A 23,198-nucleotide genomic window follows, 5' to 3' on the forward strand; every position below is an offset into this window, starting at 1 on the left:
CACGATTCCCCTACGAGAAAGAAAAAATGGTCGAGCAAAAATTCAACAGCGGGATGCCAGTGATTGCCAACCTGGAGGACTTTGACAAAAACTCCGGTGGCTGGTTTGAACGGGTCATTTTCCGTCATCGCATGGTGGTCGTCGTTGCCTGCTTGCTCGCCACGGTGGTGTTGGGCTTCTTTGCTACACGGCTTCAGGTGAATGCCAGCTTCGAGAAAATGATTCCCAGCTCCAGCCCGTACATCAAGAATTACCTGGCCTATAAAAACCAGTTACCGGGCCTGGGTAACAGCATTCGCGTAGTGGTGGAAAACAAATCCGGTGATATCTACGACGCCGACTATCTGCTGGCGCTGCAAAAGGTCAACGACACCCTGTACCTGATTCCGGGAATCGACCGCTCCTGGATGAAATCGCTGTGGATGCCCATCGTTCGCTGGAAAGAAGTGACGGAGGAGGGCATTGATGGCGGTGCGGTCATGCCATCGGATTACGACGGCAGCGACAAGTCAATCAAGGCCCTGCGCCGCAATATCATGCGCTCCGGGATCATTGGCAACCTGGTGGCCAACGACGGTCAGTCGAGCATGATCGTCGCGCCGCTGCTCGATACCAATCCGCAGACCGGGCAACCCCTGGATTACGGTGATTTTTCCAAGCAGCTGGAAGCGCAGATTCGCTCGCTGGAAAGTGACAAGGTGGGCATCCACATTGTCGGTTTCAGCAAGCTGGTCGGCGACCTGATCGACGGCCTGTATTCGGTCATGCTGTTCTTTGGCGCATCGGTACTGATCGCCGGGTTGTTCGTCTATTTCTATACCCGCTGCCTGCGCAGCACGTTGCTGCTGGTGAGCGTGGCGGTGGCGGGGGTGGTGTGGCTGCTGGGTTTGATGCAAATCCTCGGTTACGAACTGGACCCTTACTCGATCCTGGTGCCGTTCCTGATTTTTGCCATCGGGATTTCCCATGGCACACAAAAAATGAACGGCATTCTTCAGGACATTGGCCGTGGCACCCATAAATACATCGCTGCGCGCTATACCTTCCGCCGTTTGTTTCTCACCGGCCTGACGGCGCTCCTGACCAATATCGTCGGTTTTGCCGTGCTGGTGATCATTGATATCCCGGTGATCCGCGACCTGGCCCTGACCACCAGCATCGGTGTCGCCGTGCTGATTTTCACTAAACTACTGCTGATTCCGGTGGCGCTGTCGTACCTGGGCGTCAGTAAGAAAGCCGCGCGTATTGCCATCGCCAAAGATCAGGCGGGCGCAGAAAATCGGGGCTTGCTCGGGCACCTCTGGCACAGTCTCGACCGCTTCACCGAACGTCCGTGGGCCACGGCGGTCATCGCCTTGTCGCTGCTGGTGACCTTGGGTTGCAGTGTGGTGATGATGCACCTCAAGGTGGGCGATCTGGACCCCGGCGCGCCCGAGTTGCGCGCGGATTCGCGCTACAACCTCGACAATGCCTACATCACCAGTCACTACGGACTTTCCAGTGACCAGTTTGTGGTCATCATGAAGACCAACGAAGACAGCTGCCGTCTGTACCAGTCGCTGCAAAGTATGGACAAACTGGCCTGGCGCCTGCGCCAGACGCCCGGTGTACAGACGACCCAGTCGCTGGCCGAAACCGTGCGGATGATCAGCTCTGGCATGGCTGAAGGCAGCCCTAAATGGCTGACCATCAGCCGTGACCAGGCGATCACCAACTCGGCGGTGGATGCGGCGATGATTTCTGCTCCGGGGATCACCAACCAGCAGTGCTCGGTCACTCCATTGATCGCCTACCTGGCCGATCACAAAGCGGACACCCTGAGCCGGGTTTTGAAGGTCTCAGAAGAGTTTGCCAAGGAAAATAACAGTCCTGCTGGCGCTGAACAGCCCGTGGAATTCCTCTTGGCCGCAGGAAATGCCGGCATCGAAGCCGCCACCAACATCGAGGTAGAGAAGGGCATCATCACCATGTACCTGGCGGTGTATGGCGCTACGGCCTTGCTCTGCCTGCTGACCTTCCGCAGTTGGCGCGCAACGTTGGTGGCACTGATTCCTTTGCTGATGACCACGATCATCTGCAAGGCGCTGATGGTCTGGTTGGGCATCGGCCTGAAAGTGGCGACCTTGCCGGTCATCGCCGTGGGTGTCGGTGTCGGGGTCGACTACGCGTTGTATCTGCTCAGTGTGCAACTGGCCGTGCAGGAACGCGGTGGCAGCCTGGCGGTTGCGTATCGCCGCTCGCTTGACTTCACCGGTCGTGTCGTTGCACTCGTTGGCCTGACCATGGCCGCCGGGGTGATTACCTGGGCCTGGTCGCCGATCAAGTTTCAGGCGGACATGGGCATTCTGCTGACCTTCATGTTCCTGTGGAACATGCTCGGTGCGCTGGTGCTGATACCGGCCCTCTCGCACTACCTGCTCAACCCTAAAGGCAACTCCAAGGCCGGCGTGACCCTCGATCTGGAGGACGCGCGCGCCCAGCAGGAACCGCGCAAACCCGCGGCTGGCGCACCTGCACCCCAATTGACTGAGCTCGCCTTACCCCGGCGCGTCCGCTGACTAATAGCCGGGCACAGACCTGGCTGGCAACTGCAAGGAGAGAACAATGTTCGAGTTATTGATGAGTGCCGACATGATGGTTCCGGACCCGGACGGCATGACGGAAATGTTGGTCGACAAGCTCGGCATCTACAAACACGAACGCTGGCGCCAGGCGTTCGATAATCACCCGTACATTGCGCATTTCCTGCGGGTGCACAAATCCCTGGCGGTGTCGCCCACGCGCATCGAACCGCAATGGCACCTGGACCGGCCGAACCCCGGTGATCCGTTGTTCCATGACTTTCTGGAAAGCCTGAAGGATTTCCAGGGGCATCATCGGCCGATGCTCACGCACTCCATCGTGCTGGCCCTGCACGGGGACAAGTTCGACTCGCTGGTCGACAAATTGATGCGTCGTCGCTTGCCGTTCCGCATGGCGCAGCGCACCCCGGAAATGCCCTTCGACCGCTTATGGCTGGGTGCTACTCCCGAGCAACCGTATTACCAACCCACTGTGGATGGCGGTTTGTGCATTGAAATCATGCCGACCGAGCCTTTGCAGATGCCGCCGGAAACCTATCAGATACCGCCGATGCAGCCGCGCGATCTCAAGCCTGGCGACATGGTCCGCGTCACTGCCCGTGGCTTCCTGGTGCGCGATCTCGACGAAACCCTGCGCAAGGTCTCGACCAACCTTGACTGGGAACCGAGCGGGCCTGTCGAGAACATCGGCAGCGAAGGTTACCGCCGTGCGCGAATGGGTTTCACCGTGCCGAACAGTGCCACCCTCGATGTGCTCGAGGCGACCTACTGGAACACCGACGCCGGCCACTACGTCAATAACTGGGGGCCGGGTCCGTACTACATCCGCATCGGTGTCAACGACCTGGCAGCCAAGGCTGAGGATCTGCGGTCTCGCGGCACGCGGTTCCAGTGGATCGAATCCTCGGAGGCCGTCGGTGGCCGTGCGTTGATCAAGATCGATCCACAAGAACTCAATGGCCAGGTCTTCGAGTTCGAGGAGTGCCCTGTATGAGCACAGCGCAAAAACCGCAGCCTCCCGTGCTGATCAACGACGCGGTGCGCCTTGAGCGTGATGCCATGGTGGGCTGGGTGGTACTGACCCGGCCCCGGCAGATCAACGCCATCAACGACGACATTCGTCAGGGCGTGCCGCAAGCACTGGCGCTGCTGCAGCAAGACCCGGACATTCGCGTGATCGTGATTCGCGGGGAAGGGGAGCGGGGCTTTTGTGCGGGGGCCGATATCAAGGAGCGCCGCGGCCCGGAATCGAGCCTGCAAGTGCGCCAGCGCATGGAACAGGTGCGCTGGATCGAAGCGCTGGATGGCATCAGCAAACCGGTGATCGCTGCCATTCATGGTTATTGCATGGGCGGTGGGCTGGAACTGGTGCTGGCGTGTGACATCCGCTTCGCCGCGCCCGATGCCGTGTTCGCCTTGCCGGAAACCGGCCTGGGGCTGATTCCCGGTGGCGGTGGTACGCAACGGCTTTCCCGAGTGGTCGCGCCGGGCCAGGCGTTGGACATGTTGCTCACCGGAGACCGGGTGGGTGCCGAGCAAGCGCAGCGCATTGGTCTGGTCAGTCGCTTGGCCAGTGATAATGCCAGCCTGCTGGACGAAGTCCGTGCCTTTGCTCAGCGCATCGCCAGCAAACCACCCACCGCGTCGGCTTTTGTCAAACAAGCGGCTCGGGCGGCACTGGACATGGACCTCAAACGTGGCCTGGATCTGGAGCTTGATCTGTTCGCCTTGCTGGCCCCGACCAAGGATGCCCGCGAAGCGGCCCAGGCGTTCAGCGAGCGGCGCGAACCGCGGTTTACCGGCGAGTAAAGCGCCACCCAAAACAATAAGGAACAGAACATGAGCACAGGAAAACTGGCAGGACGAGTGGCCATTATTACCGGCTCCGGTGGCGGCCTGGGCGCTGAGTGCGCACGGGTGCTGGCGTCGCATGGTGCAAGTATTGCGGTGGTCGATATCAATTTCGAGGGGGCCACAGCCGTGGCCCAATCACTCCTCGCGGAGGGTCATCAAGCCTTGGCGATCGCCACTGACGTGTCCTCGGAAGACGCCGTGCGGGCGATGGTTGCTCAGGTTAAACAGCATTTTGGCCGTATCGACATTCTGCACAACAACGCGGCGATCCTGAACGCCGAGCAACGTCAGCTGGACCGCGATTTCGTCAATCTCGACATGCAGGCCTGGGACCGCGCCATCGCCGTCAACCTTCGTGGCGCGGTGCTGTGCACCAAGCATGTGATACCGGTCATGCTGGAGACCGGCAAGGGCTCGATTATCTTCGCCACTTCGGGGCTGGGCATGCAGGGCGATATGTCCCTGACCGGCTACGCCACCTCGAAGGCGGGGCTGATGATGCTGCCGCGCATGGTCGCCTCGCAATACGGCAAACAAGGCATTCGCGGCAACGCCGTGCAGATCGGCCTGGCGCCTTCGGAACACGCCATGCCTGAACCCTTGCTCGACATCCTGCGAGACAACCACTGCACCGCCGAGCTGGGCACGCCTCGGCAGATTGCCGATGTGGTGGCGTTCCTGGCCAGTGACGAATCCTCCTTCGTCACCGGCACCACGCTGGTCGCCGACGGTGGTTTCAGCAGCCACACCCCCTCCCTGGTGGCGATGCGCGCGCTGTTTGCGCAGATGGGTCGCACCGGCATGTAACCCTTGCCCGGCGCACCCTGTGCGGTGCGCCGCGGCTGATCTTTGCCGCCATAGCCGCCGTGTGCCGCCGTGGTTGAACTTCGACTTGGAATTAATTGATGAACCAGAACCAAAATGCGAGCACTACGGATTTTGATGTGATCATCGTCGGCGGTGGCACCAATGGCCTTTCGGCTGGCTGCTACCTGGGCTTGGAAGGCAAGAAAGTGCTGGTTCTGGAGGCATTGGACAAGGTTGGCGGAATGGCCTCCTCGGGTTACCTGATACCGGAAGCGCCGCAGCATCTGGTTCATCCCTGTGCCCTGGACATGATGTCGATGCGCGTGCATTCCCATGTACCAGCGGAGTTGGGACTTGATCGACACGGTTTCAAATCGATAGAGCTTGCGCCGGGGTACGTGTACCTGCACCCGGATGGGCAATCTCTGATTTTCTGGCGCGATCGCGAGAAAACCGCCGCTGAGATCCGCCGGTTCAGCAGCAAGGACGCCGAGGCGTTTCTGCAGTTCATGAAAGTCATCGACATGTTCCTCGATATCGCGTTGCCGATGATGCGTGTCGATCCGGCCAAAACAAACCTCGGTGTGAAGCTGAAAATGCTTGGCACCGCGATCAAACACAAAGCCTTGAAACCCGAATTGATGGCGCTGATGACGGGCTCTGCATTGCAGGCGGCGCGTGAGCGCTTCGAACACCCGGTGACCATTTCCGCAATGTGCGCACTCACTGGCCTGGCGGGGGACATCAGCGCCGATGGCGGTGGCATCTATTACGCCTTGCTCGGTTTCCTCCATCGTTTTGGCGTGGGCCGGGTATTGGGTGGCATGCAGCAGTTGAGCAATGCCATGAAGGCTCGACTGGAAGAGCTGGGCGGGCAAGTGCTGGTGTCGGCCAGCGTCAGTGAAATCGTTGCAAGGGACGGTCTGATCAAAGGCGTGAAACTGGCGGATGGTCGCCAGTTCACCGCACGGGCAGTCATTGCTGGCTGCCACCCCAAGCCGGCGCTGGATATGGTTACCCCCGGCGAGATTCCCCAACACCTGTTGACCCGCATCGCCATGGCGCCTGCCAACGGCAAAGGCTCGGGGCCACTGAAGATAGATGTTGCCTTGCGTGGGCAGATTTCTGTGCCACGTTTCGCTGCCATTCGCGGCGATGGCGTGGATTTGCGTAAAACCGTCATGCTGATCGGTACCGAAGAAGCCGTGCTGGAAAACTTCGCCGCCTGCGCCCGTGGTGAAGTGCCGAAGTTGCCCTATATCACCGTGGCCGCACCGAGTGCGGCCGACCCGTCACAAGCGCCAGCCGGGCAAGATGTGTTGTACATCTATCCGCCGGTAATGCCGGTGAATCCCAATGAAGGTTGGGACGCGCTGCGTGACCGGGTGGCCGACCAAGTGCAGGAACAGCTATATGACTACATCGATGGGATCGAGGGGCAGGTGATTGGCCGACACATCGAGGCGGCTCCGGATTTTACTGCGCGCTTGAACACAGTGAATGGCTGCGTGGTGCATATCGACACCACCTCGATGCGCTCGAGCACCATGCGACCGGCGTACGGTTTGGGCGGCGATACCTTGCCGGTGGCGGGACTGTATTTAGGGAGTGCCGGCATTCATCCGGGCGGAGGGGTAAACGGTATGGCCGGGCGGTTGGCGGCCAAGCGGGTGAGTAAGTATTTGCGTAAAAAGGCTGACTGAAGCGCAGTCAGGTGTACATATCCATTCCTGCGGTAACGACCGCTATTGGTTTCGCCCTTACGGCGAGTCACTTGGAAAAGCCCCAAGTAACCAAGGGCTCTTGCCCCTTTCGTTCGGTGCCTCGCTGTGGCTCGGCATGCCCTCGCTCCGGTCCTGCTCCGTGGGCCCGCCGCCATCGGCCATCCATGGCCGGGGGCGGCTAACCCGGCATCCCTGCCGGGTTGCCCACTGCGCAGAACCTGCGCTCGGCCTCTCGAGGGGGCAAGAAGATCAAAAGCCAGATCAAAATCGTGCGAGGCGGCCTGATAGCCGACCTGGTTCTTTGGTCGTGCGCGATCCCTGTAGGAGCCGGCTTGCTGGCGATAGCGGCTGTCCAGTCAATAAACAGGTTGATTGACCCACCGCTATCGCCAGCAAGCCGGTTCCTACACGGTCATATTGCCAATTCAAATCATGTACACGATCAAACCAGCGAAGCACGCCCGCTTGACGCCAAGGTCGGCTGTCAGGCCGCCTCGGTTTTGATTTTGATCTGAGGCGCCCCGTTAACCACGCTGGCCGAACGCAGGCATTGCGCAGCGGGGAAACCGGCAAGCATGCCGGTTTAGCCGCGCTGGGCCAGGGATGGCCCATCGCGGCGACCCGCGGAGCAATGCCTGCGTTCGGGCACACCGAGCCTAGGCGAGGTGCCAAGTGGTGGGGCAAGAGCCTTTGCTTACTTTGGGCTTTTCAAAGTGAGTCGCTGTAAAAGCGAAACCAATACCCGCCGTCGCCGCAGAAACGGATATGTACCCCTGAAAAAACTGCGTCATCCCCAACAATCAACCAAGGTCGACTGTTCTATCGGCCCCCAGCGAAATGCTAGCCAGAACAAAGTCCGCCGAGTACTGCCGCCACGTAGCCATGCCTTGCTCGGAGTCCGTATCCAGCCCGGCAAGTGCCGACATCGAATACCGATTGGTAAACCAGCCCGTAGTCACCAACGAAGCGCTGGCCAATAACAAACGCGGGTTGATGCCGGCGCGAAAATCACCACTGGCGGCGCCGCGCAACAGTATCGCGTCAAGCTTGGCAATCAGCTTCGGTGCCATTTCCAGAAAGTGGTTACGCGGTGTTTCGTGGGTGTCATGGTAGCGAATGCCTTCCAGCGCCAGGCTGCCGAGGAAGGGGTCCAGACGGTACTGGTCAAAAAAATGGTTGAGCACGGCGCGCATCGCCACTGGCGGTGAAAGCTCTTCGACATTGAGGTTGACCAGCTCGGACATGATGTTGTCCGAAGACTCATCCAGTACCGCTACAAACAGGCCTTCCTTGGAGTTGTAATAGTGGTAGACCAGTTGCTTGGTGACGCCGGCTTCCCGGGCAATTTCTTCCACGCGCGCACCGGCCAGGCCTTTTCTGGCGAACTCCACGCGCGCTGCCGCGAGCAGGCGATTCATCGTATTGCGTTTGCCCTGTTCGCCACCTTCGCCTGCCTTTACCGCCACCTTGTACTCCTTATGCCTGAATGGGTCTGGCTATTCATACCTTGAAGCATTTTCCCTGAAGGCTTCGTTTGACCCCGAGTCAAACGAAGCGGGTCACCGGTGTAGAGGCAACCGCATACCATGGGGTGGCAGCCGGGCAATCTTGGTATGCAAGAAGAACAAAAACAAGACTGGAGATCCTGATGAGCAACGAAAGCGCAGCGCTGGAGCTGGCAACCGCATACTCCGCCGTGTCGGAAATGTATCGTGGCACCGACCTGGATATTCACGCGGTGTGCCGCGAGCAACGGTTGAAATCGCCCATCTATGAAGGCGACTTCATCATCCAGTTTGGCGTCCCGACCAATGCCGGCACCCAGCAGGGTACTCGCCCGACCTTCGCCTTGTTCAAATACCAGGACGTGATGACGGTTCTGCGCGATGGTGCGACTTACACCAGTGGATTTATTGCCGAAGGACTGGGAGCGTTTTTCGATGGTTTGATCATTCTGGCCATGGACGGTGACGAGCACCGCAAAGTGCGTGCCTTGTTGCAACCGGCGTTCATGCCGGAGACCGTGAACAAGTGGCGCCCACAGATCGACCAGGTCATCCGTGAGGAGTACATCCTGCCGATGTTGCCGGCGAAGAAGGCCGACTTGATGAAGTTCGGTCTCGAGCTGCCGATTCGCGTCATGTACGCCCTGATGGGCTTCCCCTCGGATGAACCCTCCAAGTACAAGCAATACGCGGCCTGGGCCTTGGCAATTGTCGGCGGCAACCAGATTGACCCGAGTAAAATGGTCGAAGCGCGGCGACAGGCCGGGATCGCCGTCAAAGGTCTGTACGACGCGCTTGCCGAGGTCGTGGTGCAACGTCGTGCCGAGGGCAGCCAGGGCGATGATGTGGTCGGTCGTTTGCTGCGCGCGGAATACGAAGGGCGCACGCTGGATGACCACGAGGTGATCACCTTCACTCGCTCACTGTTGCCGGCCGCCGGCGAAACCACCACGCGCATGTTCGGCTCGGTGATGACCTTGCTGCTCACCACACCCGGGTTACTGGACCGGGTCAAGGCCGACCGCTCGCTGATCGGCAAGCTGATGGATGAAACCACGCGATTTGAACCGGTGGCCACTTTCAAAGTGCGCGAAACTGCCAAAGAAGTGGAATTTCATGGTGTGAAAATCCCGAAGGGTTCGTTCGTCCAGTGCATGGTGGTGTCTGCCAACCGCGACGAAGACGCATTTGAAAACCCCGATGAATTCGACATTGACCGCAAGCCCAAACCCTCCTTCGGTTTCGGCTTCGGCCCGCACATGTGCATCGGTCAGTTCGTTGCCAAGGTGGAGATCAGCTGCGCGGTCAACGCAATCCTCGACCTCCTCCCTAACTTGCGCCTCGACCCGAGCCAACCCGTCCCGCAGATCGGCGGCGCGCAGTTGCGTGGCGTGTCCACGCTCCCGGTGATCTGGGACTGAGCCACGCCGCAATCCCGTTTCCCTGCCTCAACAAAAACAACAGAGGGCATTATGAGAACGTTTAAAACCATCCCCGAACGCGGTGATTTCGGCTTCCAACAACTGGTTGGGCCGCACCAGGTCACCGGCGCGTCGATGTCATCAGAGCGCGGCTTCTTCGGCCTGCACCTGAGCAAGAGTTCGCCGTTCGGATCGGTGCGCGATGAGCAAGGCAATATCTATTCCTTCGTCCGCTCGCTGATGGCGCCAAATGGCACGCCGAATCCAACCAAGTTCTTCTACCTGAACAACCATGTCGACAACGTTCACCTGCGCATGGATCACGAAAAAATGGCCCGTCAGGCACTGACGCCGTTGCCGGTGCACAGCCTGGAAGGCGATGTCGCACGTTGGGCCAGCCAACCGGGTGAAGCCGGTAACGCTTGGGAAATAACGGCCAGCAGCGAACGCTTGACCTGGAAAGAAGAAGGCCTGTTTAACCTCGAAGGACGTCTGCTCGGTCCGGGACTGCAGTGGTATTTACCCGGCGTGGAATGGGGCACTTTCTACGTTTCGCAGTTGTGGGACATCGCCGGCGTCTGCGAAGGGCGTCCAGTCAAAGGCGCGATGGCACTGGATCAGTTTTACATGGCTGAAGGCGGCGCCATCCACTTCAAGAAAGACCTGGTGGTGAACAACAACAAGCATGTGATCTGGTGGTCTTTCGTCACCGTTTATAAAGACGGCACGTGGGATACCGGTTCTTTCATGGTCGGTCACGACCACTTGGGTTACGCCATTTTCAACAATGAAAAAGGCGAAGTGCGGGTGACCACCGATATCGAAGGACACACCGAGCACAAGGACGGCAGCTACTTCCTCAAGTCCGCGAAAATTGTGCTTGAGGGCGAGGAAGCGTGGGAGTTCCTGCCGGACGAGAAGGGCGAGATGATCGACTTCGTCGGCGGCTTCCCGATCACGGCGCAGCAGGAAGGCCGTTGGCGCCGGGTGGGCGATACCCGCGAGCCGTCTCACTGGCTGGGCTGGGGCGAATCGGACCGGCGTAACGGCTCGGCCCGCAACGTTCCAGGCAAGGACCTGTAATCAGCCGGGTGCGCCGGGTTGCGATCATTATCCGGCGCATACGCTGCATCAGTAGCCTCTCTAATAACAACAATGAGGAATCACGATGAAATTCCGTGACAAAGTCGTGCTGGTCACTGGTGCCGGCCGAGGCATGGGCCGCGCCATTGCCCTGGCCTATGCCCGAGAGGGCGCCAAGGTAGTGGTGTCGGCACGCACCGCTCGATATGGCGAAGAAACCATTGCCCAGATCAAGGCCCTGGGCGCGCAAGCCTGTCTGGTCGGTGGCGACATCGCCGACCGCGAGGCGATCAAGTCAATGGTGCAAGGTGGTGTAGAGCATTTTGGTGGTCTGGATATTGTGGTGCATTGCGCCGCCGATACCAGCCACGGGCTGATCGCCGAAATGGCCGATGACACCTTTGATCACATCGTTCGCAGCAATATTCAGTCGCTGTTCTGGCTGGCCAAGGACAGCGCGCCATACCTGTCCAAAGCGGTCGACAAAGGCCGGCTGATTTTCATCTCGTCCGGCGAAGCCAACCGTAAATACACCCCTCGACTGATTGCCTATGGTTCCAGCAAAGCCTTCATGAATGCCTTCGCCCGTGGCCTGGCGGTGGAATTCGGCGCCATGAACATTCTGGTCAACGTCGTCGAGCCTGGACTGATCGGCACTGACCACATGCTCGAAACCCTTGGCAATGAACTGCCGCATAAACTCGCCGCACATTTCCCGGTAGGGCGTTTGGGCGAATCCGCCGACATTGCCAACGCCGTCCTGTTCCTGACCTCCAACGAGGCTTCCTATATCACCGGCACCTCGCTGCTGGTGGATGGCGGCGCCACCATGATCGCGCTGCCCAAAGTCGAAGAAATCCTCAAGGGCCATTAATCAAGTCGCACGTGCGCGATGGGAGTCAGGTCATGACATCGGATACACGCAGTAGCAGCACCACTGCCCACGCTGGCAATGATTTTTCCGAGTTCAAGCGCGGCTGGCGGGTGGTTGTCCTAGGCCTGTTTGGCATCTGCACCAGCATTACCGCTGCGTTGCTGTACGCCTTCGGCACACTGGTGATTCCACTGGAGCAGGCGTTCGGTTGGAGCCGTGGCGACTTGCAAGCCTCCATCACCTTTCTCTTCGCCGGGGTGGCGATTTCCACGCAACTGGTCGGCTGGCTGTACCGTCGTTTCGGTCTGCGCCGGGTGGCGATTGTTTCGATTGTGCTGCAGATCGTCGGTTACTTTGCGATCACGCGGATTCAGGGTTCAATCGGCTGGTTGTACCTGGCGTTTTTCAGCATGCCCATCATCTGTGCCGGGACCATTGCGATCACCTGGACACAATTGGTCAACCTCTGGTTCGAGCGTAACCGTGGACTGGCGTTGGCTGTGATTCTGTGTGGCACCGGGCTGATGGCGATGATTCTGCCACCCTTGTTGTCGCGGCTGATTGCCGCCTACGGTTGGCAAGCCGGATTTATTGCATTGGGCGCGATGCCGTTGCTGTTTACGCTGCCCTTGGCATTGATGTGGTTGCGCATGCCGGCGCTGCTCGCCAGTCCTGACACGACGACGCAAAAGGAACTTCCGGAGCTGTCCGGCATGTCCTTTAAACAAGCAGTGCGCTCAGGGATGTACTGGGGCTTTAACGTCGCGTTGATATTGTCGGTGTCGTTGACCGTCGGCATGGTCACCAACATGGTGCCGATGCTGCAAAGCAAGGGCCTGAGTGCGCAGCAAGCCAGCCAGATCTTCAGCACCTTTGGTATTTCCATCATCGGCGGACGCTTGTTGGTGGGTTATCTACTGGACCGCTATTCACCTTCGGTGGTGGCCGCCGTGAGCCTGGCGCTACCCGCATTTGGCTGCGCGATCTTTCTCTTTGGCGGCGCGCAGAACACACCGTTGCTGGTGCTGGCGACCCTGTGCATCGGCGCCAGTGCCGGGGCTGAGTTCGATCTAGCGGCATTCCTGATGGCGCGCTATTTCGGCTTGAAAGACTACGCGCGGATTTTTGGCCTGCACCTGTGCCTGATCACCATTGTGTCCGGTCTGGTGCCCATGCTGTTCGGCCATCTTTATGACCTGTACGGCAGCTATTCCGCCGTGCTGGTGTGCTGTTTCTGCTGCGCCATTATCGGCCCGACCATTCTGCTGTGGTTGAGGATGGAGCCGGCATTTCTCGCCCGTCAGCAAAAACTGCGCAACGGCAACACGCCTGAACCCACCCGAGGATGAACGTGATATGAGCATGGACAAATACGCAATCGAGCACTTTCTACACGGGCAGATCGACTGTTGGAACCGGGGCGATAAGGAGGGCTTTTTCGCTCACTACCGCAGCGTCTCGGCCAACGGCTTGAGTATAGAATACGTCGGCAAGCCGCAGGCTGATGCATGGCAGGTGCTGGAAGGCATGTGGGCGCAGCAGCAAACCAGGGTTCGCGTCGAGGTACGCCAGTGCATCGTCAATGGCAATGAAGCGGCGTGCCATCACCTGAACGCCTTTCGCGAGCAGGAAGGTGGCATCGAAACGATCGAGTTGTATCGGTTCGAAGATGGAAAGTTGTCCGTGCGTTATTTCATCAACCAGTAATCGTTGCGCACAGCCTCGTCAGAAAGGCTGTGCGCGTCGGCGCCTAGACACCATCGGTGGAATGGGACAACTGCTGCCATTGCTCGATTTCCGCGAGCATCCTGTTGAGCTTATCACTGACCTGCTGATAAGCGTCGGAGCCCGCCAGATAACGCAACGGTGGATGTTCGCTGTTGGCCAGGTGCACCAGCGCTTCGCCCAGTTTCGCCGGGTTGCCGTTTTGCTGATGGTTGTAGGCGGCCGACGCGCCTTTGACTTTGGCGGTGAAGGCGGCGTAATCCTCCAGCCCACGTTTACCGAAGACTGCTGAGCTGGGGTCGAGAAAGTCGGTACGGAAAACCCCGGGCTCCACCAGCGTGACCTTGATGCCGAACTGCGCTACTTCCTGGGCCAGGGATTCGGAAAAACCTTCCACAGCAAATTTAGACGCGCAGTACAGCGCCGCACCGCCCATCCCGACCACGCCCCCCATTGAAGACACGTTGAACACCCGGCCGCTGCGTTGCTGACGCATGACGGGCAGCACAGTGCGGCAGACGTTGAACACACCAAATACGTTGGTCGCGAATTGCTGGTCGGCGTCGCTGGCGAAATTGTCTTCAAACGGCGCCAGTTGGCCATAACCGGCGTTGTTGACCAGCACATCGATTTGGCCGAAATGCGCCATGGCGGTCTCTACGGCTGCCAATGCCTGGGCTTCGTCGGTCACATCCAGGGCCACGGCCAGCACACGTTCGCCGTACTCGGCGAAGACAGTTTCCAGCGCTTCGATACGCCGGGCGCTGACCACCACGCGGTCACCGTCGGCCAAGGCGGCCTTGGCAATGGCGGCACCCAAGCCTCGAGCCGCACCGGTAATAAACCAGACTTTGTTCATTGCATCGCTCCAGTCGTTGTGCAAAAAAATGCCGCGTCAGCTCTGAGGCGGGCGCGGCAGCGTGCGTGAAAGATCAGCGCAGTGTTCAGTCGCGGTTGGCCGCTTCCCAGGCTTTCAGGTCGAATCCGTCAGCGGCGGCCTCGACCGCCGTCAGCTTGGGTGCGCGGGCGAGAATCTTGCGCGCCGCCATGTGATCGCCCATGCGATTGCAGGATTCCACGGCCACCAGACGGTCATCGCGAAAGCACAGCACTGACGCTTGATGTTCTTCGACTGAACCGAGCACGACGGTAATGTCATAGCCATGGGAGAGACCGGCAATCTGCAGCTTCAAGTTGCCTTGATCAGTCCAGAACCAGGGGAGGGCGCTATAGGGCGCCAGTTTGCCCATCAATCGTGCGGCCACGGCGCGGGCCTGGTCGACGGCGTTCTGCACCGACTCGAGGCGGGTGTGTAACTCATTGTTTTGCAGGCACGGGAAGCTGGCGACATCCCCCACTGCGGAAATTTGTGGGTCAGAGGTCAGCAGACTGGCGTCCACCTTGATGCCGTTCTCGATGTCCAGACCGGCCTCAGTCGCCAGTTGCGCATTGGGAATCACACCGATACCAAACACCACCAGGTCAGCAGGGAGCGCACGTCCGTCACCGGTTTGCACCGCGCACACCTTGCCGTTGTCGCCGTCGATTCGGCTCAAGCCCTGGCGGAAGTCAAAATGCACACCCCAGCCTTCATGTGCCTGGCGAAACAACTCCGACATCTCCCGCGAAACGGCGCGGGCCATGGGGCGCTCGCCCAGCTCCAGTACGTGCACATTAGCCCCTAGGGCAGCGGCCACCGCCGCGAACTCAAGGCCGATAAACCCGGCACCAATCACCACCACGTTGCGCGCCTCTTTGGCCAGCGGCGCCAGGGCATCGGCATCGGCTTTGGTTTTGATACCGAACACTTGCGGCAGCTCTGCGCCGGGAACCGGCAGGGGGCGGTTGTGGGCTCCGGTAGCCAGCACCAAGTGGTCGTAACTGACGGCAGCACCCGAGGCCAACACCACGCGTCGGTTCAGGCGGTCGATCGCGGTCGCCTGGTCATGCAGCAGTTCAATGCGCTGGGTGGTGTAGAAATCAGCAGGACGAAACAGCAGATTGGTCGCCTGGATCTTGCCAAGCAGATAGGCCTTGGACAATGGCGGGCGCTGGTAGGGCAGGCCTGGCTCATCGCCGATCAGGGTGATGCGCCCGTCATAGCCTTCCTGACGCAGGGAGGCAGCGACCTGAAATCCGGCCTGGCCAGCACCGACGATAACGACTGAGGCGAGGGTCATGGGAGCTCCTTCAAGCGCATTCAGAATTGCGACGACGGCAGGTGCAGAACCATGCCGTCCATGTCTTCGCTGATGATCATTTGACAGCTCAAGCGGCTGCTGTCACGGCGTTCGAAAGCGTACTCGAGCATGTCGTTCTCCATGCCTTCCGCCGCTTGCACCTTGCCCAGCCAGGCCTCGTCGACATAGGTATGGCAGGTGGCGCAACTGCAGGCACCACCGCAGTCGGCAGAAATACCCGGCACCGAGGCGAAGGTCGCGGCTTGCATCACCGATTGGCCGATGTCGCCTTTGACCTGATGGGCGGTGCCGTTGTGTTCAATAAACGTCAATGTGGGCATGTTCTGCTCCGATTCTTGTTGGGGGGCTCAGGATTGGCTGGGAATGGTTTGCGCATTGAAGTGCGGTACGCGCCCCAGGGTCAGTAGCAACAGCGGACCGATGAGGCAGCAGGCGGCGCTGTAAACCAGCATCGCGTTATACGAACCAGTGCGCGCCAGCATGTACGCGAAGAGCAGCGGCGCCAGCGCCGAGGCCACGGTATTCAGGCCCTGATGCACACCGAACAGGCGGCCGTATTCGCGCAAGCCGAAGTAGCGGGCAATCAGGAATGCGGCAATATCGAACTCCGCCCCGGCGCCGAATCCCACCAGCACCGCCGCCAGCATCAGCGGAGCAAATTCGGTGGTCGGGCTCAGGTAGATGAAACAACCGACGGCGGGCAGCACCAGGCTGATCGCAGACACAATCGGCGGCCACAGACGATCGAGCAGATAGCCGATAAGCATGCGGCCGAAGATCAGCGAAATACCAAAGCAGCTGAAGATGGTGGCCGCGTCCCCGGCGGACAGACCTCGGGCTTGCAGCATGGGCACGGTGCTGGTGACCATGCCGACAATCGAAGAAATCACCAGGCTGAGCGCCAGGTTGCAGGTCCAGAATTTCAGCGAGCCCATACCTTCACGAAAAGACATGCCGGGCAATTGCTCCAGCGCATGACCGTCGTCACGCTGACCTGCAACAGTGGGTAGCTTGAACCACAGCAGGATCAGCGGCAGCAGCACCAACAGGTTGAGCAGCGCGAGAATCACGAAGGCCGCGCGCCAGTCCCATTGCTCGATACCCCACGCCATCAGGCGAGGAATGGTGGCGGCGGTGACGCCGGTCCCGGACAGACCAATGGCCAGCGCCAGGCCGCGATTGCTGTCGAACCAAAGGCTTATCAGTTGGGTCCAGGTCACCGCCAGCGCGCCCATGCCAACGATGGGCAGTAGCGCAAAGGCGATGTACATCGACCAGATCGATTGGGTCAGTTGCGTGGTCGCCAGGTAGCCGAGTGACAACAGCAGCAGGGAAATAACCGTCACGCGCTTCATGCCGTAGCGCAGGTTGAACCAACCCACCAACTGCAATGACACCACCGCGCCGCCAAACAGAAAGGTGATGCAGGCTTGCAGTTCACTTTTGCTCCAGCCAAAGGCATCGCCTAGCGGCACCACCAGTGTGCCGAAGCCATAGAGCAGAGCAGCGTTGATGCTGATGGCCACTCCGGCGACCGACAAAATCAGGATTTTCCAGCTTTGGCGGAATTCGCGCAGATCGATTGCCGCTTCGTTTCTAGACGGGTGCATGAAGTTGGCTTCCTTATAGGTTTTGTTGAGCCAAGCACTGCTACAAGTGGTGATGTGGACCACCGCCAGCAGATTCTTTGAACAGAATCTGGTTTTTTAATCAGAATAAAATCAGAAATTCGCCTTTGTCCAGCGCCGCTATCTGACTAACGGACAAACGATTTTCATGCGTTGCACCCACTGTTGAATCACTCTGAAGCTAGCCGTGTTCAACATCCTGCTGCGATTCACCCGTTTCGATGCCAAGGCAGTGACTAGCGACAGCGGATGAGTCTCAGCATATCCGCGTTAAAAATTAATTGCACATAAAATAAATAAGTGTTCATAATTTGCAGAGGCTGAACCTGATAAAGGAGAAAAAAATGAGTTCAGAAAAAGCGCAATTCAAAGCGGTGGCCGACCGAAGCCGCTGCTGTGGTTATGGTTTGTGTGCTGCGATTTGTCCCAGCCTGTACAAGCTTGATGCCGATGGCATGGTGTACCTCGACGACGCCCGGGTGCCGCCCGAGTTGGAGGAGGAGGCGCGTGAGGGTGCGGCCGCCTGCCCAGCGGAGGCCATCTGGCTTGAACCCATCACCCCGGATGACGAAGCTGTTTGATGGCGTGAGCGTCAGCTGCAACGTGATAACCACTGAGGTGAGGATGTGCTAATGGGACGATTACCAGACAAGGTCGCGCTGATTACCGGTACTGGCGGCGGCCAGGGCAGGGCTGCGGCGCTGCGTTTTGCCCGTGAAGGGGCGATTGTGGTCGGTTGCGATTTCAACGCCGAAGGTCACGAGGAGACTGCAGCGTTGATGCAGACCGAGGGGTTTACCCTGTACGGCTCGGCACCCGTGGACCTGGGCGATCACGAACAGGCCAAGGCCTGGATCGATGCCGCCGTGGCTGAACACGGGCGCATCGACATTCTCTACAACAATGCTTCCGCCGCACGTTTCGGATTGGTCAGCGAGCTGTCGATCGAAGATTGGCAGTACACCATGCGCAATGAAATCGACCTGCTGTTCTATACGACCAAATATGCCTGGCACCACTTGGCCGAACAGCGCGGGGTGATCATCAACGTATCGTCCACCGCCGCCTGGGGTGGCTCGAAAGTTGCCGGCATTTCCGCGCATTCAGCTGCCAAGGGCGCGGTGGTGTCCTTCACTCGCCAATTGGCGGTAGAAGGGGCGCCGTTCGGTATCCGTGCGGTCAGTTTGAGCCCGGGATTTGTCGCGACGCCTGGCACCCGGCCGTTTCTGGAAGACCCCAAGATGCGTGCCATGTTGCTGGATGGCGTATTGATGGATCGCCCCGGCGAACCCGAGGAAGTGGTGGCTATGGCGGTCTTTGTCGCCTCGGATGAAGCTTCATTCATTACCGGTTCGGACTTCGTCATCGATGGCGGGTTACTCGCGATCTAGCACGCGCGGCGCCCCGGCAGGGGGTACCGGCACCCTTTCATCTCGAACAATAACAAGGTGAATAACGTGGACATCATCGGTATCGGTTACATGGGCTTTGAGACCCCAAATCTCGAAGCGTGGCGTGAGTATGGCCCGCAGGTGATGGGGTTTGGCATCGGCAAGAACCCCGAGAGTGATCCCGATTCGCTGTACTTCAAGATCGATGATCGCCGCCATCGCTTTGCTTTCCACCCAGGCAAGGTGGACCGAATTGTCTACATCGGCTGGGAAGCGGTGGGGCGCATGGCGTTCGAGGACGGTATCAAGAAGCTGGCGGCGGCCAATGTCGACTACACCCGCGGTGATGCCGAACTGTGCGAAAAGCGTGGCGTGCGTGAATTGGTGCGTTTTCGTGACCCGGTGGGGTATCAGCACGAATTGTTTTACGGGCAAAAATGGCTGCCGCGCTCGTTCCAGCCGGGCCGTCCGCACAGTGGTTTCCTTGCCGACGAACGAGGCGCGGGTCATGTGGTGCTGATCACCCCGGACTACACACCGGAACTGGAAGACTTCCTGCTTAACGTCATGGGTTTCAGCTGGTATGGCGCCGGTGCGGGCAAAGGACGAACCGGTTTCTTCCGCTCCAAACTCAACCATCACACCAGTCATGACATCGCGTATGGCCACGGCCCGGGTCGCATGGGCGTGCAACATGTCGGGCTGTTTGTGCGCAACGTGCGTGATGTCGGTGAGACCTACGACATCGTGCGTCAGCGTGAACTGCCGATGATGATGACCCTCGGCCAACATGCCCAGGACCCCCATCTGTCGTTCTACCATTTCAATCCGTCCGGGTTTGCCTTTGAGACCATTGCTGAAATCGAGCCATGGCAAGGCGATCCCTACGAGCTGAATCCGGAAAAGCTCAGTCTGTGGGGCCACGAAATGGTCGGGCCAATTCTTGGTGCCAGCGTCAAGACACCGGAAGAAGTACTCGACGCCGAGTACCTGCCGACGTACCTGGCCAAGCACTGATATGCGCCTGGCGCGGGTCGAGGTGGACGGGCAAGCGTTCTGGGCGTTGCTGGATGCGCAAACTGACCGCCTGCGGCGTATTCATGCGCCGTTCACCCACTGGGCCGGGCTAGGGGCGGATCTTACGCCAGACGCCCTGGACCTGAGTGGCGAATGGTTGCCGTTGTCGGCTTCGCGCCTGCTTGCGCCGCTGGAACCGGGCAGCCGGGTATTTGGTGTGGGTCTCAATTACCTCAGCCACCTCAAGCGCCTGGGCAGTGAGGCGCCGGCGCACCCGCTGGCCTACATGAAACCTGAGTCAGCGCTGGTCGGTGCCAATGACGAGATCGATTATTCGCCGCTGACCACCCAGCTTGATTACGAGGTGGAACTCGTCGCCGTGGTGGGTCGCCCTTTGCTGGATGAACCCCATGCCAGCGCTTGCCTACTGGGGTACACCGTAGGCAATGACATCAGCGCGCGGGATGCCGGCAAGCAGATTGGTCGTCTTGACCTGTTGACCCAGAAATCCATGGACCGCACCACGCCAGTGGGGCCCTGGATTGTGACCGCCGACGATCTGGGCATTACCGGGCAACCGACACTGGATATGCGCCTGAGCGTAAACGACGAAGTGCGCCAGCAGGACAATACGCGGCAAATGATTTTTCCCCTGGACGAGTTGCTCAATTATCTGGATGCACGCATCAGTCTGCGTCCTGGCGATCTGGTGTTCACTGGCTCAACCCACGGTGTAGGGCTGGAAAGCGGGCGTTTTCTGCAGCCGGGTGATTGGGTCGAGGCTGAAATCAAAGGCATCGGCCAACTGCGCAATTCCATCGCTCAGCCGCGTCAGCTCAGCCCTTCGCGGGCGATGGGGCGACTGGGTCAGCCGCTGGACAAATAATTCCTGATTTTGACTGGCGTAGCCGCTGAGGAGTGAAGATGAGCGAGGGCTCGGCGTGGGCGCCGTTTCGCAATAAAGCGTTCCGCGGCTTATGGCTGGCAGCCGCAGTGGTCAACATGGCTATCTGGATGCAGACGGTCGCCGCGGCGTGGATCATGACCACATTGACGACCTCGGCAGCCATGGTCTCTCTGGTGCAAACCGCCGTGACCCTGCCGGTGTTCCTGTTTGCCTTTCCCGGTGGGGTGATTGCCGATCGGGTGGACCGTCGCAGTTGGCTGATCATTACCCAGTGCATGATGCTGTTCGCCGCGCTGGTATTGTGTGGGCTGGCGTACAGCGCGCACCTGGAAACCTGGGGCTTGCTGGCGTTTACCTTTGTGCTCGGTACCGGCAGTGCGTTGGGCATGTCGGCGTGGATGGTGACCATGGTCGGTGTACTGCCCCGCGACCAAGTGCCGGCCGCAGTGTCCTTGAACGGAATTTCCATCAATGCCACCCGCGCTTTGGGCCCCGCGCTGGCGGGTGCACTGATTGCGTACTGGAACACGACCTCGGTATTTCTGGTAATCGCGCTGTGTATGTTCGCGGTGCTGCTCTTCCTCTTTCGTATCGCGCCCAACCCGCCCACCGTGGGCTTGCCACCGGAAACCATGACCGGCGGCATGCGCAGTGGCCTGCGCTACATCCGGCATTCAGCGGTCCTGTTCAGCGCCATGAAGCAGGTTCTGGTGTTCACCATGAGTGCCAGCGCTTTGTGGGCCTTGATGCCACTGGTGGCCAAGCAGGAATTGGGCATGGATGCCGGTGGTTATGGCTTGCTCATGGCGTTTCTTGGTGCCGGTGCCGTGTTGGCTGCACTCAGCTTGCCGCGGCTGTATCGCGTACTGGGCATGCGTCATCTGCTGGTTTGCGGCGCCTTCTCCTTTGCCCTCGCCACTCTCACTGCCGCGCTATCCAACAACCGCTATGCGGTCTGCGCGATGATGCTGCTGGCGGGGTTTGGCTGGATGGCGGTCAACGCGACCATTTCCACGGTGGTGCAAACCTATGCCGCCAACTGGGTACGCGCGCGGGTCGCATCGGTCTATGTGTTGATCCTGATGGGCGCGATGGCAGCCGGAGGTGCGATATGGGGGGCATTGGCCGAATACCTGGGGTTGAGCCAGAGCTTGCTGCTCTCGACACTGTTGTTGCTGGTCGGTATCGCGCTGACCCGCAATGGCCATGTGGAGCTGGGCCAGGAAGCAGACTTTGCCGAGGTTCATTTGACCGACACACTGCAACTGGCCAGTCCAGTGTCCCATTCCGATGGACCGGTATCGGTGGAGATTGTGTACCAGGTGGCGGCGCCAGATCGCGATGACTTTCTTGCCGCGGTGTACACGGTAGGCAAGGCACGACGGCGCAACGGCGCGCAAAACTGGCGTTTGTACCGCGACATGGCGGACCCGCAACTCTACAGCGAGCGCTTTATTGTCGAGTCCTGGCTGGAATACTTGCGCCAACAGGTTCGGGTGACCCAGGCCGACCATGCCCAAGAGCGTCTCATCGAGCGTTTTCGTCGCGAAGATCTGCAAACCCGCCGTTTGATCTATCAGCCGCCAGTGAAACTAACCGATTGAAGTGATCGAGTAATTCCCAGATAAAACTTTTACGGCGCCAATCATTCTCAGGCTAGAATGGCGCCACTCTAAAGTTACTGGATCGGGCATGGAACTCACTGACGTCAACGACAGCAGCAAATCGGCCGGCGCAACCCTCGTCAAGCCGGTTTCTAACGCCATGCGCATCTTGCGCTATCTCAGTCAGGTGGGTACGCCGGAACGCTCAGTGGACATCGCCCGGCAACTGAAAATCAACCCTAGCACCTGCTTCAACATCCTGCGTACCCTGGTGCAAGAGGAGGTGGTCGATTTCAGTGCGCTTTCCAAGCGTTACACCGTGGGCCTGGGCCTGGCGCGTCTGGTCGAACAATTGGTGACCCAGGGTCATCGCGTACAGATGGCCAAACCGCTGTTGCAGAACCTGGCTGCGCGCCAGCGGGTGACCATCACCCTGTGGCGCAAAATGAGCCCTGACCGAATCGTCATTGTCAGCTCCGCTGCGAGCCCGACCGATGTGCGTATCGACATGGCCGAAGGTCAGCGTCTGCCGATTCTGATGGGCGCCAGCGGCCGGTTGTTCGCCACACAGATCGACCTCGACGACCCGGAAGTACAGAGCAGCTTCGAGACGATTCGCTGGGCCCAGCCACTGTCGCTGGAGGTCTATCGCGAAGAGGTCCGGGAAGCTGCCGAGCGCGGTTGGGCAATGGACGATGGGCATTTCTCGGGAGGGATTCTAGCCATTGCAGCGCCGGTCTTTTCACCGACCAACAGCATCGATTTCACCGTGTCAGCGGTGATGTTCCGTGGCCAACGGGATGAAGAGGGCCTTGCCGAACTGGGCAAGGCGCTGATCGAGTTCTGTAGCGAAGTAGCCGGCGTACTCTACTGAG

Annotated in this window: 21 protein-coding genes; 16 read left to right on the forward strand and 5 right to left on the reverse strand. The window is 59.5% G+C overall.

From position 1 onward, the window contains the following. The first annotated feature begins 26 nt into the window (after positions 1-26). The 5 genes from BLU63_RS21085 to BLU63_RS21105 all read left to right on the forward strand — a co-directional run bounded on the left by BLU63_RS21085 (position 27) and on the right by BLU63_RS21105 (position 6,946). The gene (locus BLU63_RS21085; protein WP_083376114.1) at positions 27-2,558 is read left to right on the forward strand and encodes an efflux RND transporter permease subunit; all 2,532 of its coding nucleotides are present in this window, start codon (positions 27-29) and stop codon (positions 2,556-2,558) included. Between the two features lie 46 nt (positions 2,559-2,604). After that, positions 2,605-3,576, forward strand: a complete 972-nt coding sequence (locus BLU63_RS21090) for a VOC family protein (protein ID WP_083376115.1) — start codon at positions 2,605-2,607, stop codon at positions 3,574-3,576. Then, positions 3,573-4,391, forward strand: coding sequence for an enoyl-CoA hydratase/isomerase family protein (locus tag BLU63_RS21095; protein WP_083376116.1), 819 nt, complete (start codon positions 3,573-3,575; stop codon positions 4,389-4,391). The genes BLU63_RS21090 and BLU63_RS21095 overlap by 4 nt, the downstream gene beginning before the upstream one ends. Positions 4,392-4,421: 30 nt before the next feature. Continuing rightward, complete coding sequence (locus BLU63_RS21100; protein ID WP_083376117.1) at positions 4,422-5,243, forward strand: SDR family NAD(P)-dependent oxidoreductase; 822 nt, start codon at positions 4,422-4,424, stop codon at positions 5,241-5,243. Between the two features lie 98 nt (positions 5,244-5,341). Next, positions 5,342-6,946 carry a phytoene desaturase family protein gene (locus BLU63_RS21105; protein ID WP_083376118.1) on the forward strand — a complete coding sequence of 535 codons (1,605 nt, stop codon included), beginning with the start codon at positions 5,342-5,344 and terminating at the stop codon, positions 6,944-6,946. 821 nt (positions 6,947-7,767) lie between these two features. Here BLU63_RS21105 and BLU63_RS21110 read toward each other — a convergent pair. Then, positions 7,768-8,433: a TetR/AcrR family transcriptional regulator gene (locus tag BLU63_RS21110; RefSeq protein ID WP_083376119.1), complete on the reverse strand. Its 666-nt coding sequence runs from the start codon at positions 8,431-8,433 to the stop codon at positions 7,768-7,770. 182 nt (positions 8,434-8,615) lie between these two features. Here BLU63_RS21110 and BLU63_RS21115 point away from each other — a divergent pair, with 182 nt between their 5' ends. The 5 genes from BLU63_RS21115 (at position 8,616) to BLU63_RS21135 (ending at position 13,557) form a co-directional block, all read left to right on the forward strand. Next, positions 8,616-9,893, forward strand: coding sequence for a cytochrome P450 (locus tag BLU63_RS21115; protein ID WP_172962146.1), 1,278 nt, complete (start codon positions 8,616-8,618; stop codon positions 9,891-9,893). A 51-nt stretch (positions 9,894-9,944) separates the two neighbouring features. After that, positions 9,945-10,976 carry a hypothetical protein gene (locus BLU63_RS21120; protein WP_083376120.1) on the forward strand — a complete coding sequence of 344 codons (1,032 nt, stop codon included), beginning with the start codon at positions 9,945-9,947 and terminating at the stop codon, positions 10,974-10,976. Between the two features lie 85 nt (positions 10,977-11,061). Further along, the gene (locus BLU63_RS21125; RefSeq protein ID WP_083376121.1) at positions 11,062-11,850 is read left to right on the forward strand and encodes an SDR family NAD(P)-dependent oxidoreductase; all 789 of its coding nucleotides are present in this window, start codon (positions 11,062-11,064) and stop codon (positions 11,848-11,850) included. Positions 11,851-11,882: 32 nt separating this feature from the next. Continuing rightward, on the forward strand, positions 11,883-13,199 hold the full coding sequence (locus BLU63_RS21130) for an MFS transporter (RefSeq protein WP_083376122.1): 1,317 nt from the start codon (positions 11,883-11,885) through the stop codon (positions 13,197-13,199). 7 nt (positions 13,200-13,206) lie between these two features. Further along, complete coding sequence (locus BLU63_RS21135; RefSeq protein WP_083376123.1) at positions 13,207-13,557, forward strand: nuclear transport factor 2 family protein; 351 nt, start codon at positions 13,207-13,209, stop codon at positions 13,555-13,557. Between the two features lie 43 nt (positions 13,558-13,600). Here BLU63_RS21135 and BLU63_RS21140 read toward each other — a convergent pair whose 3' ends face one another. The 4 genes from BLU63_RS21140 to BLU63_RS21155 all read right to left on the reverse strand — a co-directional run bounded on the left by BLU63_RS21140 (position 13,601) and on the right by BLU63_RS21155 (position 17,386). After that, entirely contained in the window at positions 13,601-14,434 is an 834-nt protein-coding gene (locus BLU63_RS21140) for an oxidoreductase (protein ID WP_083376124.1), read from the reverse strand. An 85-nt stretch (positions 14,435-14,519) separates the two neighbouring features. Then, a complete protein-coding gene (locus BLU63_RS21145; protein WP_083376125.1) occupies positions 14,520-15,755 on the reverse strand; it encodes an NAD(P)/FAD-dependent oxidoreductase in 1,236 nt (411 codons plus the stop codon). A gap of 20 nt (positions 15,756-15,775) precedes the next feature. Further along, positions 15,776-16,096 (reverse strand): 2Fe-2S iron-sulfur cluster-binding protein, encoded by a 321-nt coding sequence (locus BLU63_RS21150; protein WP_020300799.1) that lies wholly within the window; start codon positions 16,094-16,096, stop codon positions 15,776-15,778. Positions 16,097-16,123: 27 nt separating this feature from the next. After that, a complete protein-coding gene (locus tag BLU63_RS21155) occupies positions 16,124-17,386 on the reverse strand; it encodes an MFS transporter (protein ID WP_083376126.1) in 1,263 nt (420 codons plus the stop codon). Between the two features lie 362 nt (positions 17,387-17,748). Between BLU63_RS21155 and BLU63_RS21160 the strand changes: the two genes are divergently transcribed. The 6 genes from BLU63_RS21160 to BLU63_RS21185 all read left to right on the forward strand — a co-directional run bounded on the left by BLU63_RS21160 (position 17,749) and on the right by BLU63_RS21185 (position 23,197). Beyond that, the gene (locus BLU63_RS21160; RefSeq protein ID WP_020300797.1) at positions 17,749-17,985 is read left to right on the forward strand and encodes a ferredoxin; all 237 of its coding nucleotides are present in this window, start codon (positions 17,749-17,751) and stop codon (positions 17,983-17,985) included. A 51-nt stretch (positions 17,986-18,036) separates the two neighbouring features. Next, on the forward strand, positions 18,037-18,795 hold the full coding sequence (locus BLU63_RS21165) for an SDR family NAD(P)-dependent oxidoreductase (RefSeq protein ID WP_083376127.1): 759 nt from the start codon (positions 18,037-18,039) through the stop codon (positions 18,793-18,795). Positions 18,796-18,861: 66 nt separating this feature from the next. Further along, positions 18,862-19,812 carry a VOC family protein gene (locus tag BLU63_RS21170; protein ID WP_083376128.1) on the forward strand — a complete coding sequence of 317 codons (951 nt, stop codon included), beginning with the start codon at positions 18,862-18,864 and terminating at the stop codon, positions 19,810-19,812. Position 19,813: 1 nt separating this feature from the next. Continuing rightward, complete coding sequence (locus tag BLU63_RS21175; RefSeq protein ID WP_083376129.1) at positions 19,814-20,698, forward strand: fumarylacetoacetate hydrolase family protein; 885 nt, start codon at positions 19,814-19,816, stop codon at positions 20,696-20,698. 38 nt (positions 20,699-20,736) lie between these two features. Continuing rightward, positions 20,737-22,323: an MFS transporter gene (locus BLU63_RS21180; protein ID WP_083376130.1), complete on the forward strand. Its 1,587-nt coding sequence runs from the start codon at positions 20,737-20,739 to the stop codon at positions 22,321-22,323. A gap of 88 nt (positions 22,324-22,411) precedes the next feature. Further along, the gene (locus BLU63_RS21185; protein ID WP_083376131.1) at positions 22,412-23,197 is read left to right on the forward strand and encodes an IclR family transcriptional regulator; all 786 of its coding nucleotides are present in this window, start codon (positions 22,412-22,414) and stop codon (positions 23,195-23,197) included. Position 23,198 lies beyond the last annotated feature (1 nt).

Source organism: Pseudomonas mandelii (assembly GCF_900106065.1).
In the GTDB taxonomy this organism is placed as follows: domain Bacteria; phylum Pseudomonadota; class Gammaproteobacteria; order Pseudomonadales; family Pseudomonadaceae; genus Aquipseudomonas; species Aquipseudomonas mandelii.

Excerpts from the sequence above, each read along its gene's own strand:
- BLU63_RS21115 (WP_172962146.1), top strand. The coding sequence starts at position 8,616 with ATGAGCAACGAAAGCGCAGCGCTGGAGCTGGCAACCGCATACTCCGCC.
- BLU63_RS21175 (WP_083376129.1), top strand. The coding sequence starts at position 19,814 with ATGCGCCTGGCGCGGGTCGAGGTGGACGGGCAAGCGTTCTGGGCGTTG.
- BLU63_RS21125 (WP_083376121.1), top strand. The coding sequence starts at position 11,062 with ATGAAATTCCGTGACAAAGTCGTGCTGGTCACTGGTGCCGGCCGAGGC.
- BLU63_RS21095 (WP_083376116.1), top strand. The coding sequence starts at position 3,573 with ATGAGCACAGCGCAAAAACCGCAGCCTCCCGTGCTGATCAACGACGCG.
- BLU63_RS21130 (WP_083376122.1), top strand. The coding sequence starts at position 11,883 with ATGACATCGGATACACGCAGTAGCAGCACCACTGCCCACGCTGGCAAT.
- BLU63_RS21105 (WP_083376118.1), top strand. The coding sequence starts at position 5,342 with ATGAACCAGAACCAAAATGCGAGCACTACGGATTTTGATGTGATCATC.
- BLU63_RS21120 (WP_083376120.1), top strand. The coding sequence starts at position 9,945 with ATGAGAACGTTTAAAACCATCCCCGAACGCGGTGATTTCGGCTTCCAA.
- BLU63_RS21150 (WP_020300799.1), bottom strand. The coding sequence starts at position 16,096 with ATGCCCACATTGACGTTTATTGAACACAACGGCACCGCCCATCAGGTC.
- BLU63_RS21180 (WP_083376130.1), top strand. The coding sequence starts at position 20,737 with ATGAGCGAGGGCTCGGCGTGGGCGCCGTTTCGCAATAAAGCGTTCCGC.
- BLU63_RS21135 (WP_083376123.1), top strand. The coding sequence starts at position 13,207 with ATGAGCATGGACAAATACGCAATCGAGCACTTTCTACACGGGCAGATC.
- BLU63_RS21160 (WP_020300797.1), top strand. The coding sequence starts at position 17,749 with ATGAGTTCAGAAAAAGCGCAATTCAAAGCGGTGGCCGACCGAAGCCGC.
- BLU63_RS21085 (WP_083376114.1), top strand. The coding sequence starts at position 27 with ATGGTCGAGCAAAAATTCAACAGCGGGATGCCAGTGATTGCCAACCTG.
- BLU63_RS21090 (WP_083376115.1), top strand. The coding sequence starts at position 2,605 with ATGTTCGAGTTATTGATGAGTGCCGACATGATGGTTCCGGACCCGGAC.
- BLU63_RS21100 (WP_083376117.1), top strand. The coding sequence starts at position 4,422 with ATGAGCACAGGAAAACTGGCAGGACGAGTGGCCATTATTACCGGCTCC.
- BLU63_RS21165 (WP_083376127.1), top strand. The coding sequence starts at position 18,037 with ATGGGACGATTACCAGACAAGGTCGCGCTGATTACCGGTACTGGCGGC.
- BLU63_RS21140 (WP_083376124.1), bottom strand. The coding sequence starts at position 14,434 with ATGAACAAAGTCTGGTTTATTACCGGTGCGGCTCGAGGCTTGGGTGCC.
- BLU63_RS21145 (WP_083376125.1), bottom strand. The coding sequence starts at position 15,755 with ATGACCCTCGCCTCAGTCGTTATCGTCGGTGCTGGCCAGGCCGGATTT.
- BLU63_RS21155 (WP_083376126.1), bottom strand. The coding sequence starts at position 17,386 with ATGCACCCGTCTAGAAACGAAGCGGCAATCGATCTGCGCGAATTCCGC.
- BLU63_RS21185 (WP_083376131.1), top strand. The coding sequence starts at position 22,412 with ATGGAACTCACTGACGTCAACGACAGCAGCAAATCGGCCGGCGCAACC.